The following is a 12,741-nucleotide window of genomic DNA, read 5'->3' on the forward strand; positions in this document are numbered from 1 at the left end:
CAAAAAAACTTAAAAAAGGCTTGCTATATGTAATAAAATTACTACTTTTGTGCTATGATTCAGAAAACAGTACAAATACTCAACAAACGGGCAAAATTTGAATATGAAATCCTTGACAAATACACGGCGGGGATTGTGCTCGTGGGTACCGAGATAAAGTCTATACGAATGGGAAAAGCCTCGATAGCTGAGAGTTTTTGCGAATTTAACGATAAAGGAGAGCTTTTCGTAATCAACTCTACCATTGAAGCATATGACTTTGGCACCTATTACAACCACCGCCCCAAAAGCGAACGCAAACTGCTTTTGCAGAAAAAAGAACTACGCAAACTCAATAAAGAAGTGAAAAATAGCGGGCTTACTATTGTACCACTTAAACTCTTTATTAACGAAAAAGGTTTGGCTAAAATGGATATAGCCTTAGTACGCGGTAAGAAATTGTACGATAAACGCGAAACTATTAAAGACCGTGATAACAAGAGAAACTTGGATAGGCTGATGAAGAAATAATGGTTAATGATTAATGGTTAATGGTTAGCATAGAGTGCTTACCATTATCATTAGTTGCTAACTACTAAAAAGAAGGCCTTCTCTACGTTCCTTTCTAACAAGGAGAGGGGCAAACTGTGAATTAATTATTAACAATTAATCATTAGATAAGTGTATAGAGATTTTAAAGAACTCCCCGATGATGCCCGTGTGTGGGTATACCAATGCAACCGTAGCTTTACAGAAGAAGAGCAAAAGCAACTGCATTCACAATTAGAAGAATTTATAAACCACTGGATGGTGCACGGCAAGGATTTGCTATCATCATTTGAATTGCGCTATAACCGCTTTATAGTTATAGGAGCATTACCCGATGCCCACGGTGTAGGAGGTTGTTCTCTTGATGCTTTAGCACACTTTATTCAAGAGCTTGAAGCCCAATACAACGTTACATTGCTTGACCGTATGAATGTGAGTTACCGTCAAGGTGAACACATCGCTTATAAAAACCTTGCCGATTTCAAAAAAATGGTAAAAGAAAAAGCAGTATCGGCACAGACTATAGTGTTCAACAATTTGGTAAATACTAAAATAGAATACGAAGAGAATTGGGAAGTGCCTTTGGAAGACAGCTGGCACAACCGATTTTTATAGTGCGAGTTGTACAGGCAATAAAAGAAGTATGAACTTTACCAAAGTTTAAAACTTTGGTAAAGTTTTATTGTTAATATATCTGTCCTCTTAGTAAGTCTTCGAAGGTTTCTGCCTTTCTGATAAGTTTAGCTTCCCCATTCTGCCACAATACTTCTGCTGGACGCAAGCGTGAATTGTAGTTGCTCGCCATAGTGTAGCAATAGGCACCTGCATTGTGAAAGCACAATATATCACCCTCAGTAATCTCAGCTATTTGTCGGTTAGAGGCAAAAGTATCGGTCTCGCATATATACCCGACTACTGAATAGAAACGCTTCTTACCTTCGGGGTTAGAAATGTTTTCGATATAATGATTAGCCCCGTAGAACATTGGTCGGATAAGATGATTAAAACCAGAGTCGATGCCTGCAAATACCGTAGAAGTGGTTTGCTTTACTACATTCACCTTTACTAAAAAGTAGCCTGCTTCACTTACCAAAAACTTACCAGGCTCGAAAGCTAATGTAAGGTTGTGACCGTACTCCTTGCAGAAATCAGCAAAGCGACTGCTGAGACGTTCGCCCAACTCTTCTATATTGGTTTGTATATCTCCCTCTTTATAAGGCACTTTAAAGCCACTGCCAAAGTCGATAAATTGTAAATTCTTAAAGTGTTTAGCGGTTTCAAAGAGTATTTCGGCAGCGTAAAGAAATACATCAATATCTAAAATATCACTACCTGTGTGCATATGAATACCGTTGATGTGCATCTTTGTATTCTCGACGATGCGCAAGATATGCGGTATTTGATGAATGCTAATACCAAACTTACTATCGATATGTCCTACCGAAATATTGCTATTACCGCCTGCCATCACGTGTGGATTGATACGAATACACACTGGTATCTCAGGGTGTTGTGTACCAAACTGCTCCAAGAACGAAAGATTATCGATGTTGAGCTGTACTCCTAAGCGCATAGCCTCCTCAATTTCGTCCATTGAGACACCATTAGGCGTAAAAATAATTTGCTGAGGGTTAAAACCCGCCAACAATCCCAACTGTACTTCCTGAATAGAAACGGTATCGAGACCAGCCCCAAGTCCTTCATCAATTTCAAGATAGAAATATTAGAAAGGGCTTTCATTGCATAGTTGATGCGCAACTTGGGTACTGAGGCAAAGGCATTGGTAAGTCGGTTATATTGAGAAGCAATCTTCTGGGCATCATATACATATACAGGGCTACCGTAAGTATGTGCTATGTTTAGTAAATCGTTTATTTTCATTGAATATACTGTTGTTTAAATGATTATAGGGCACAAAAGTACAAATAATTAGCAAATTGGCAAATTTGAGAATTAGCAAATGGGGGCGGGAAAATAAAATAATGTAGATGAAAGCTTTATTTAATGGTTAATGGTTAATGATTAATGATTGATGGTTAATGATTAATAGTTAATTTAAGAGATGCTTATAGGAAGGACGAACAAATGACGAACAAATGACGAACAAATGACGAACAAATGACGAACAAATGACGAACAAATGACGAACAAATGACGAACAAATGACGAACAAATGACGAACAATGAACGAAGGAAAGATAAAGCTAAGGTAGAAATAAAAAGAAGGTTATTAGTAGAATTCATACTGCAACGGCGAAGGATATATGAAGATATGGTTGTTTTATGACTAAAAAGCAGTAGTTTTCAGATATTTAAATAAGAATCTCATATTGATTAAACACCTGGAATACAGTATATAATAAATTAGTATTCACAAAAATAATCTGAAAAAAGAGAAAAAAGTTTTGCTGTTTCAAAAAATAGTTATACCTTTGCGCCCTGAATATAAATAACACATTAATAAATAGAGAAAAAAATGGCAAGAGTTTGTGACTTAACAGGCAAAAAAGCATTGGTGGGCAACAATGTGTCACACGCAATGAACAAAACTAAACGTAAATTCAATGTAAACCTCCGTACAAAACGTTTCTTCATTCCAGAAGAGAATCGTTGGATTACCCTAAAAGTATCGGCAACTGCGATTAAAACTATCGACAAGAAAGGCATCTATGCAGTGCTTAAAGAAGTAGAACGTAACGGATATATTAACTAATTTAAAAGAATACTAAAATGGCTAAAAAAGGAAATAGAATTCAGGTTATTTTGGAGTGCACTGAGCACAAAGAGTCTGGTTTACCAGGAACTTCACGTTACATCACTACCAAAAACAAAAAAAATACTCCAGATAGATTAGAGCTTAAGAAGTTCAACCCTATCCTAAAGAAAGTAACTGTTCATAAAGAAATTAAATAATTAAAACATTATGGCAAAGAAAACAGTAGCAACCCTACAAGGTAAATCTAAGAAGCATACTAAAGCTATCAAAATGGTGAAATCACCCAAAACAGGTGCTTATACTTTCGTAGAAAGCGTAATGGCTCCTGAGCTCGTTGATGAATTTTTGAAGAAGAAATAATTAAATTTTCTCTATTTTTATCATATTTAAAAAAGCTGTCGTGAGACGGCTTTTTTGCATATATAAACTTTTTTACTACCTTTGCACTCATATCCTAAAATATACAATAAGCTATGGCATTGCAATTTCTGAAAAATATCTTTTCAAAAGAAAAGAAAGAAACCTTAGATAAAGGCTTGGAGAAATCTAAAAACAGCTTTTTTGACCGCTTAGGAAAAGCTCTCGTTGGGAAATCGAAAGTAGATGAAGAGGTGCTCGATGACCTTGAAGAAGTGCTTATTGCCAGTGACGTAGGGGTGAATACTACTCTTAAAATCATTGACCGTATAGAGGCTCGTGTGGCTAAAGACAAGTACTTAAATACTTCTGAACTGAATACTATCCTTCGTGAAGAAATAGCAGGACTTCTATCAGAAACCCATACAGGAGAAGCAACAGACTTTACTTTACCTACTGACAAAAAGCCTTATGTGATGATGGTAGTAGGGGTAAACGGAGCTGGAAAGACCACTACTATTGGCAAGCTAGCAAGTCAGTTTACTAAAAAAGGCTTGAGAGTAGTATTAGGTGCTGCTGATACTTTCCGCGCTGCTGCGATTGACCAGCTACAAGTGTGGGCAGACCGTACCGGAGTGCCAATGATTAAACAGCAGTTAGGTAGCGACCCTGCTTCGGTAGCCTATGATACCCTTAGTTCGGCGGTAAAACAAAATGCTGATGTAGTAATTATTGATACAGCAGGACGCTTGCACAATAAAATCAATCTAATGAACGAGCTTTCTAAAATCAAGCGCGTGATGCAAAAAGTGATTCCTGATGCTCCTCACGAAGTGCTGTTAGTACTCGATGGTTCTACTGGACAAAATGCCTTTGAGCAAGCTAAAGAATTTACCAAAGCCACTGAAGTAACCGCTTTGGCTGTTACTAAATTGGACGGTACCGCCAAAGGAGGTGTAGTAATAGGTATCTCTGACCAATTTCAGATTCCTGTAAAATATATAGGAGTAGGAGAAGGTATAGACGACTTACAAATTTTTAACAAATATGAGTTCTTAGATTCTTTCTTTAAAGAATAACAACTTCAAAACTAAAATGAGTAATTAATTAACATTGTACTAAAAGCGAACCTTTATTGTATCGGTCATCGCATAAGCTTGGCAGGTAAGAATATAGCCTTGCGATATTTCTTCTTCGCTGAGGGTTTCATTCTTCGCCATTTTGGCTTCTCCCTCCTCTACCCTACCGATACAGCTACTACACACGCCGTTCAGGCAAGAGTAAGGTGCATCGTAGCCACGTAAGAGTGCCGAACTAAGAAGTGTTTGGTTGCCTCAAAGCTGTGCGTCTGTCCGTTAAGTTCAAGAGTAATGGCAACATTGCCTTGTAGGGTGCTGTAATCTATCTCAGCTGGCGATGCCTCAAAAAGCTCCGTAAAAATGCGGTCTTTGTCTATCCCTCTTAACAAGAGTATCTCACGGAGGTTTTTCACCAATTCCGTAGGACCACAAGCATAGTAACGCCCCCAGTTAAGATCTTTGTATTTGGCAAAAATCTCGTTTACTATCCTATCGTTAATGCGCCCCGTATAGTGGTCGCCCCAAGGCTGCTGACTGAAAACGTAGTGGACTAAAAAGCGTTCGGGATACTGAATGCAGAGGGCTTCTATTTCATCAAAAAACAAAGCTTCCTCTTTAGACTTATTACCATAGACAAATACTACCTTGATGTTCGTTTTTGCCAAAGCTGTTTTAGCAATGCTCATCATAGGGGTTACGCCACTTCCTGCCGAGAAGAGCATAATATCACGGTTGCCAAAGATGTCGTAGAAGAATACGAAAGAACCCATAGGTGGCATCACTTCTAATACATCACCCGCTTTGAGTTGGGTTGTCGCATAGGTAGAGAACACACCATTAGGCACGCGCTTTACGGCTACGCTCAGTTCACCTTCGTTCACTCCAGAACAAATAGAATAAGCACGACGCACCTTTTCTCCACCGATCGTTTGTTGGAGAGTAAGGTATTCGCCAGCTTCAAAGTGAAATACTTTCTTCAATAACTCAGGTACTTCAAAGGTAATCATTACCGATGAAGTAGTAAGTTGTGTGATTTTAGATATGGTTAGTTCGTAAAATCGATTCATTTGTACATTTCGTTCAAGCCAAAATAGCCAGAGGTAGAAGTACCAAGCTTCTCAAAGTAAAAAGTTTCTTTCGACGCTGATCTCGAAGCTCTTCCGGCAACATTCCCTGTAATTTCTTGTAAAGTGCGTGCCAAAAGAGGTTCAGTTTCGTCGCCTAATACCCCTAAATCATTTACAATCTCACTAATCTGGATATTAGGTTCTAAGCCATTTACGTAATCGCCTATGCCTTTGGCGTTTTCTATCTTCATTACCAAGGGTTGCATCGCCCATTTGTGCTTAGGGTTTTTAACTTTTCGTTGCTTATCGGTAAAGTCGTAAACAGTCACCGAGCCTTGGTTCTTACCCATTGTGGTTTCACCTATCTGCACTACATCTATGTAGGCTTTAAGACCATTGATAACCAATTCACTGGCTGAAGCTGTCCCGTCCGAAGTAATTACATACACTTTATTAAGGCGCAAACTATTGATAGCCACCTGCCGACTGCCTTTTACCATATTAGACGTAAAATACTCTCTTTCATTCCCTCTAAAAGGTTGCAACTTACTATTCCATTTTTCTACCGCAAACACCTGACCGTTAAACTGACCTGTAATCATCGATGCTAAGTAAGTAGCCGAATCGACACTTCCTCCTCCATTGTAGCGCAAATCAAGAATTAAGTCAGTAGCACCCTGTGCTTTAAAATCCGCAAAGGCATCGTTCAGTGCCTCATCAAAATCAGCTGTAAAGGCATTGTACATCAGGTAAGCTATTTTTTTACTTCCCTTGTTGAATACTTTATGAATAAGTACAGGGTTTTCAGGGGTTTGGTTTTGATTTAAAGTATAGGTTTTCCCTGTAGAAGTTGCTTCGCCATTCACAATTCTAAAGGTTGAAAACGAAATAACAGCCGTATTTTGCAACAGTTGAAGATAATTAGAACGGTTAAGTGATTGCCCGTTGATACTCAATATCACATCTCCACGTTGCAAACCTTGTTGTTCTGCCTCCGATTTAGGCACTACATAACGCACTACAGCATAAACTCTAGTTTTTGTTTCGTCTACAAAACTAAAAGCGTAGTTTATACCCACACTGGCAGTAATACCCTTGAATTGGTTTTCGAGATCGGTGTAATTATCGGTGATATAGCTAAAGCGGTCTATTTCTTCATATCTATTAAGTAACCCTTTATAGAAAAGGACTTTAGGATTGCTAAAACTCTTTAAGAATTGAGTATAACTCTTATTTTTATCTGCTTTGGTATCAGCCAAACTACCAAAACGGTTATTTTGCAAATTAGGCACATCGGCTTGCCACAAATAATACGTGTTAAGTCCCTTCCAAATAAAATCGCGTACGCGCAAATCGGTATCGTTACCGGTATAGTCAGAGCCCGTAAAAGACACCTCATTGCCATTAGTAACAGGTTCTTTAGCACAAGATAACAAGCTGATAGCTATGAATATAGAGATAAACGAGTGTTTCATATTGAAAATAATTTTCCACAAAAGTAATACTTTTTTTATATTTGCACAAATTTTGTACCAGATAAGAAGTAAAACTAAATACCGATACGTGAAGTGTGAAAAACAAAATTTTCTGTTTTACAGCATAAAAAGTAGCTCTTTTTCCAACTAAAATAGAAGATTCCTTCAGTTTTCATACGCTTATTGTTCGTTCATCGTTCGTCATTCGTTCATTTGCCCGTGCGGCTCGCACCGTCATTTGTTCGTCATTTGTTCGTCATTTGTTCGTCATTTGTTCGTCATTTGTTCGTCATTTGTTCGTCATTTGTTCGTCATTTGTTCGTCTTTTGTTCGTCTTTTGTTTATCTTTTCATTATCTGCCTGTCGTGCTACGACTGCCCGTGCGGCTCGCACCTGCCTGTGTGGCTCACACTGCCCGTCGTGCTACGACCTCGCACTTTTTACCTTTTATCTTTTACCTTTTACCTAAATAGATAGAATGTCAGATATTATAAAATTACTCCCCGATCACGTAGCCAACCAGATAGCCGCTGGCGAAGTGATTCAGCGTCCCGCCTCAGCAGTCAAAGAGCTGATGGAGAATGCTATCGATGCCGGTGCTACCGAAATAAAACTGCTCATCAAAGACGCAGGCAAGACCCTCGTGCAGGTGATTGATAACGGTGTAGGAATGAGTACTACCGATGCGCGTATGGCTTTCGAGCGTCACGCTACCTCCAAAATACAAAAAGCAGAAGACCTTTTCCATTTGCAAACTAAAGGTTTCCGCGGGGAAGCCCTTGCCTCCATAGTGGCAATTGCGCACGTAGAGATGCAAACCAAGCGCCCAGAGGACGAGTTGGGTACCGAAATACACATCGAAGGCAGTAAGATTACGCGTCAAGAGCCCTGCGTATGCCCTACCGGTACGAGTATTGCGATGAAGAACCTCTTTTTCAACATTCCAGCGCGTCGCAACTTTCTAAAATCAGATACGGTGGAATTCCGTCATATACTCGATGAGTTTCACCGTGTTGCCTTGGCACACCCTGCAATTCATTTCTTTTTGTACAACAATGGCAACGAGCTGTTCAACCTGCCAGCTACCAATTTCCGCCAACGCATTGTACATCTTTTTGGAAGCAAAACCAATGAAAAGTTAGTGCCTATCATTGCCGAAAACACACCTTTGGTGCAAATCAGCGGATTTATCGTGAAACCTGAGTATTTAGCAAAGACTAAAAACTTGCAGTTTTTAATGGTCAATCATAGGTTTGTGAAAAATCAATACCTCAACCACGCAATTGCTTCGGCTTACGAAGGTCTTATCCACACCGACCAGAAGGCAGAGTATTTCATCAGTTTGGAAGTAGACCCCACAACTATCGACATCAATATTCACCCTACGAAAACCGAAATTAAGTTTGAAGAAGAGCATAGTATTTATGCCCTACTGAAGTCGGCAGTAAAACACAGTTTAGGTCAGTTTAACATCTCTCCTACCCTCGATTTTAGCAAAGACCCTACTTTCGATATTCCTTATAACTACAAGGATAAAACCCCAGAGTTTCCTAAGATAGAAGTAGACCCCAATTTCAACCCATTTAAAGAAGAATATGTAAGCCGAAGCAGTGGAAGCGATAGCCATAGTAATTTCGGCTCTTACAGCAAAAAAACACCTACGTGGGAGAGTTTGTACACGGGCATTGAATCTTCCATCAATACCTCAACCCCTGAAACTATCGTAAGTTCGCTCTTTGAAACCGAACCTACACGAAGCCAAGGTAAGAAAATCATTGCTTTGGCAAAGAAGTACCTTATAACTACTTTGGAAGGAGAGCTTATCATCATCAATATCAACAGGGCGCACCAACGCATCTTGTACGAAGATTTTATGAAGCATCTGCAATCCACCCATAGTGCAAGTCAGCAACTGATGTTCCCCTACGAACTGCCTTTTGCACCACACGAATTGGAAGTGATTGCACAACTGCGCGAACTCTTTGAGTGCAGTGGCTTTATGTTTACCATAGAAACCGACAAGATTGTAGTAAGTGGGATTCCTCTTCACCTCACCGATAGTGAGATTCCTAATATTTTCAACGAACTCTTGCAACAGCATATCGAGGCATTACCCTCTACCGAAAACACTCAGAAAGAAGCCTTTGCTAAAGCTTTATGCAAGAGCTTAGCTGTAAAAACCGGACAGGTACTCAGTGAGGAAGAACAAGAAACTTTGATAAATAATTTGTTTAGTTGTCAAGAAGTATTAATTTCGCCTTTTGGAAAGCGAATTTATTACAACCTTTCAGTAAATGAAATAGAAAACCTATTTTAAATGCGAGTTGGATAGGCAATATAAGCATTATGAACATTGCTAATTAACCAATCTCTAACAACTAATAACTAAAAACTAAAATGGACAGAATATCTAAAACAGTACTACATCTGATTATTATCAATACGATAGTATTAATACTTACCGCATTGAATGAAAAAGGACTATTTTTACCTCAAATAAATATAGTCGGCACTTTTGCCTTGCATTATTTTGAGAATCCTAACTTTCACTGGTGGCAATATATCAGCTATATGTTTATGCACGCTGATTTTACACACCTGCTCTTTAATATGTACGCCTTATGGGCATTCGGGACTCCCTTAGAGAATATATGGGGGCGCAATAAGTTTCTATTCTTCTATTTCTCTTGTGGCGTAGGAGCAGCCTTACTTCATACGGGAGTAAATTACTACTATGTACATCACACCCTCGATGCTCTTGGCAGTATGGGAGTTACTATGGAAGATTTAATAAACACTGTCAATACTAATTCTTATCCCCGCGTGTGGACTGAAGTGGCTTCAGTTGATGCTATTAATAATATGGGATCTACTTTCGCAAGTACTACCGTAGGCGCTTCAGGTGCTATTTACGGTATATTAGTAGCTTTTGGTATGTTCTTCCCCGATGCCAAACTGATGTTATTCTTTATCCCCTACCCTATAGCGGCTCGTTATTTTATCCCTTTACTCGTAGCCTTAGACTTAATAATGGGATTTGTGGGAGGAATTACTATTTTCGGTGGTAATATCGCTCACTTTGCCCACGTAGGAGGAGCTCTCATAGGCTTCCTAATTATGTTGTACTGGAAAAAGCACAACTTTGATAAGAATAGATGGGACAGAAGATAGTAAAGAGCCTTTAAGTAGAATCCTATTTTTTAATAACAAATGATATGCAAAATATTCAAATTCCCGAAAACTGGACTATCTATATCGGCAGAGTAGAAGATAACCCCGCTGTATTCCGCCTCAATTTAGGATTAGAGGAAATTGCTCCTATCACCCAATACCCTCAAAGCGTACGCCTTACTTTTGAGCTAAAAGAACCTGATGGAAACGGTTTTTCAAATAATCGAGAACGTGACTTCCTCTATACGATAGAAGATGAAGAAATAATGCCTTTGCTTAATGAAAGTGATATATTAACCGGTATTGTCACTTATCAAGGCACTATTACGTGGTATTTTTATACCGAAAATACTTCTGATTTAGAAAAACGCTTGCAATCAGTAGTAACCAAACACCCTGATTATAGCATTCAAATCAAAACTACTGACGATACTGATTGGAAGATTTACTTTGAGTTTCTTTTCCCTAATATCTACGAAATGCAAAGCATTCACAATAGTAATTTGCAAGAACATTGTGAAGAAGCAGGCGACCACACCGACCAAGAGCGCCCTATTGAACACTGGTTGTATTTCCAAACTGAAAAGGATATGAATAGTGCTATTACAAAAGCTGAAACCTTAGGTTTTTCAGTATATAACAGAGGTAAAATAGAGCCCGAAGAGGGTGAAGACCCTAATGAAGATTTAGGTTACCGCGTTATCCTCAGTAAAGTAAATAGTGTAGACAACATCGACCCCGATACGTGGGATTTGATAGACCTCGCTCTCGATACTCACGGCGAATACGACGGCTGGGAAACAGTCTTAGTTAAGTAAAAATAATTAACCATTTATCATTAAACATTAATCATTATTTTGAACTTAGAAAGTAAAAAAACAATTGTAGAGAAAAGTGCTAAAGACCTCTTTGCACTTTTAGAAAATGTAGCTAATTTTGAACGACTGATGCCCGATAATATTAGTAAGTTCCAAATGCTCAGCGAGCAGTCCTTTGTATTTGCACTAAAAGGAATGCCTGAAATTTCCTTAGAAAAGAAAAGTACTACCCCGAGTAGTCAGTTGGTATTAGGAGAAGCAAAAGGTAAGATTCCTTTTCAGCTTACTGCCAATATTACCGAAGTATCGAACAATAAGAGTGAGGTACAACTACTCTTCGAGGGCGACTTCAACCCCGTAATGGCAATGATGGTAAAGACACCTATCAGCAAGTTTATGGAGACCTTAGTAACCAAAATGAAAGAATTATAATGGCTGGAAATAGTATAGGTACACTCTTTAGGCTCACCACCTTTGGCGAATCGCACGGCGAAGCCTTAGGAGGAATTATAGACGGTTGTCCGCCTAATATAACCTTAGACTTTGGAGCTATACAGCACGAACTCGACCGTCGAAAACCAGGGCAGTCAGCTATTGTCACCCAACGCAAAGAGGGCGACAAGGTACGCTTCCTTTCGGGTATTTTAGACGGCAAAACTACGGGTACACCGATTGGCTTTATCATTGAAAATGAAAATCAGCATTCAGCTGATTATACCCATATAGCCGAAGTATACCGCCCCAGCCACGCCGATTATGTATATCAACAGAAATACGGTATACGTGACTATCGTGGAGGTGGTCGCTCATCAGCGCGTGAAACGGCTTGTCGGGTAGTAGCAGGAGCTATTGCAAAACAGGTACTGAAAGGAGTACAAATTACCGCTTATGTATCGAGCGTAGGTGAGCTTACCCTTACCAAGCCCTATACCGAACTCAATTTGGCAATAGCCGAAACTAATGCCGTGCGCTGTCCCGAACCTACCTTAGCGGAACAAATGGAAGCCTACATCAAAGCCATTCGTAAGGAGGGTGACACCGTAGGCGGGGTAGTAAGCTGTGTAGTAAAAGGTGTACCCGTAGGTTTAGGTGAGCCTGTATTCGATAAGCTCCACGCACAACTCGGCAAAGCGATGCTCTCTATCAATGCGGTTAAAGGCTTTGAATACGGCAGTGGTTTTGCAGGTACTGCAATGCACGGTAGCCAGCACAACGACCTTTTTAACCCCGATGGCACTACCCAAACCAACTATTCGGGCGGGATACAAGGCGGTATCAGCAACGGTATGGATATTTATTTTAGAGTAGCTTTCAAGCCCGTAGCTACCCTTATGCAAGAGCAACCCGCACTCGATACACACGGCAACATCGTAATAATGCAAGGCAAAGGCAGACACGACTCTTGTGTAGTACCTCGTGCAGTTCCTATCGTCGAGGCTATGACCGCAATCGTATTATTAGATTTTTACTTGTTAAATAATAGTTATCAGTAGTTGAACTTGTCAGAAAAGCCTAACTTATCTGACAATT

12 protein-coding genes and 2 pseudogenes are annotated in these 12,741 nt (G+C 39.5%); 11 read left to right on the forward strand and 3 right to left on the reverse strand.

The window, feature by feature from the left end:
* The first annotated feature begins 54 nt into the window (after positions 1-54).
* Both smpB and HW279_RS10235 read left to right on the forward strand, forming a co-directional pair.
* The gene (gene smpB, locus HW279_RS10230; RefSeq protein WP_009410605.1) at positions 55-510 is read left to right on the forward strand and encodes an SsrA-binding protein SmpB; all 456 of its coding nucleotides are present in this window, start codon (positions 55-57) and stop codon (positions 508-510) included.
* 150 nt (positions 511-660) lie between these two features.
* Positions 661-1,143, forward strand: a complete 483-nt coding sequence (locus HW279_RS10235) for an ABC transporter ATPase (RefSeq protein ID WP_178958913.1) — start codon at positions 661-663, stop codon at positions 1,141-1,143.
* 70 nt (positions 1,144-1,213) lie between these two features.
* On the opposite strand, the pseudogene lysA reads toward HW279_RS10235, so the two are convergent.
* A pseudogene (gene lysA, locus HW279_RS10240) lies at positions 1,214-2,409 on the reverse strand (diaminopimelate decarboxylase).
* 595 nt (positions 2,410-3,004) lie between these two features.
* Here lysA and rpmB point away from each other — a divergent pair.
* The 4 genes from rpmB (at position 3,005) to ftsY (ending at position 4,680) form a co-directional block, all read left to right on the forward strand.
* Positions 3,005-3,241: a 50S ribosomal protein L28 gene (rpmB, locus tag HW279_RS10245; RefSeq protein WP_002672544.1), complete on the forward strand. Its 237-nt coding sequence runs from the start codon at positions 3,005-3,007 to the stop codon at positions 3,239-3,241.
* A gap of 17 nt (positions 3,242-3,258) precedes the next feature.
* Positions 3,259-3,441, forward strand: coding sequence for a 50S ribosomal protein L33 (gene rpmG, locus HW279_RS10250; protein ID WP_002672545.1), 183 nt, complete (start codon positions 3,259-3,261; stop codon positions 3,439-3,441).
* A gap of 10 nt (positions 3,442-3,451) precedes the next feature.
* On the forward strand, positions 3,452-3,604 hold the full coding sequence (locus HW279_RS10255; protein ID WP_002672546.1) for a DUF4295 domain-containing protein: 153 nt from the start codon (positions 3,452-3,454) through the stop codon (positions 3,602-3,604).
* A gap of 113 nt (positions 3,605-3,717) precedes the next feature.
* Positions 3,718-4,680, forward strand: coding sequence for a signal recognition particle-docking protein FtsY (gene ftsY / locus HW279_RS10260; protein ID WP_178958914.1), 963 nt, complete (start codon positions 3,718-3,720; stop codon positions 4,678-4,680).
* Between the two features lie 39 nt (positions 4,681-4,719).
* Here ftsY and HW279_RS10265 read toward each other — a convergent pair.
* Both HW279_RS10265 and HW279_RS10270 read right to left on the reverse strand, forming a co-directional pair.
* Positions 4,720-5,747: pseudogene (locus HW279_RS10265) on the reverse strand (2Fe-2S iron-sulfur cluster-binding protein).
* A complete protein-coding gene (locus HW279_RS10270; RefSeq protein ID WP_178958915.1) occupies positions 5,744-7,222 on the reverse strand; it encodes a S41 family peptidase in 1,479 nt (492 codons plus the stop codon). The pseudogene HW279_RS10265 and the gene HW279_RS10270 overlap by 4 nt, the downstream one beginning before the upstream one ends.
* Positions 7,223-7,700: 478 nt before the next feature.
* Here HW279_RS10270 and mutL point away from each other — a divergent pair, with 478 nt between their 5' ends.
* The 5 genes from mutL (at position 7,701) to aroC (ending at position 12,704) form a co-directional block, all read left to right on the forward strand.
* Positions 7,701-9,539, forward strand: coding sequence for a DNA mismatch repair endonuclease MutL (gene mutL, locus HW279_RS10275; protein WP_178958916.1), 1,839 nt, complete (start codon positions 7,701-7,703; stop codon positions 9,537-9,539).
* An 80-nt stretch (positions 9,540-9,619) separates the two neighbouring features.
* Positions 9,620-10,393, forward strand: a complete 774-nt coding sequence (locus tag HW279_RS10280) for a rhomboid family intramembrane serine protease (RefSeq protein WP_178958917.1) — start codon at positions 9,620-9,622, stop codon at positions 10,391-10,393.
* A gap of 44 nt (positions 10,394-10,437) precedes the next feature.
* Positions 10,438-11,211: a DUF695 domain-containing protein gene (locus tag HW279_RS10285; protein ID WP_178958918.1), complete on the forward strand. Its 774-nt coding sequence runs from the start codon at positions 10,438-10,440 to the stop codon at positions 11,209-11,211.
* Between the two features lie 39 nt (positions 11,212-11,250).
* Entirely contained in the window at positions 11,251-11,643 is a 393-nt protein-coding gene (locus tag HW279_RS10290) for an SRPBCC family protein (RefSeq protein WP_178958919.1), read from the forward strand.
* Positions 11,643-12,704 carry a chorismate synthase gene (aroC, locus tag HW279_RS10295; protein WP_178958920.1) on the forward strand — a complete coding sequence of 354 codons (1,062 nt, stop codon included), beginning with the start codon at positions 11,643-11,645 and terminating at the stop codon, positions 12,702-12,704. The genes HW279_RS10290 and aroC overlap by 1 nt, the downstream gene beginning before the upstream one ends.
* Positions 12,705-12,741 lie beyond the last annotated feature (37 nt).

The sequence above is a fragment of the Capnocytophaga sp. oral taxon 903 genome (assembly GCF_013394785.1).
GTDB lineage: Bacteria > Bacteroidota > Bacteroidia > Flavobacteriales > Flavobacteriaceae > Capnocytophaga > Capnocytophaga ochracea.

Coding starts and splice junctions, on each gene's coding strand:
- aroC (WP_178958920.1), top strand. CDS start 11,643: ATGGCTGGAAATAGTATAGGTACACTCTTTAGGCTCACCACCTTTGGC.
- HW279_RS10280 (WP_178958917.1), top strand. CDS start 9,620: ATGGACAGAATATCTAAAACAGTACTACATCTGATTATTATCAATACG.
- smpB (WP_009410605.1), top strand. CDS start 55: ATGATTCAGAAAACAGTACAAATACTCAACAAACGGGCAAAATTTGAA.
- rpmG (WP_002672545.1), top strand. CDS start 3,259: ATGGCTAAAAAAGGAAATAGAATTCAGGTTATTTTGGAGTGCACTGAG.
- HW279_RS10270 (WP_178958915.1), bottom strand. CDS start 7,222: ATGAAACACTCGTTTATCTCTATATTCATAGCTATCAGCTTGTTATCT.
- ftsY (WP_178958914.1), top strand. CDS start 3,718: ATGGCATTGCAATTTCTGAAAAATATCTTTTCAAAAGAAAAGAAAGAA.
- HW279_RS10255 (WP_002672546.1), top strand. CDS start 3,452: ATGGCAAAGAAAACAGTAGCAACCCTACAAGGTAAATCTAAGAAGCAT.
- HW279_RS10285 (WP_178958918.1), top strand. CDS start 10,438: ATGCAAAATATTCAAATTCCCGAAAACTGGACTATCTATATCGGCAGA.
- mutL (WP_178958916.1), top strand. CDS start 7,701: ATGTCAGATATTATAAAATTACTCCCCGATCACGTAGCCAACCAGATA.
- rpmB (WP_002672544.1), top strand. CDS start 3,005: ATGGCAAGAGTTTGTGACTTAACAGGCAAAAAAGCATTGGTGGGCAAC.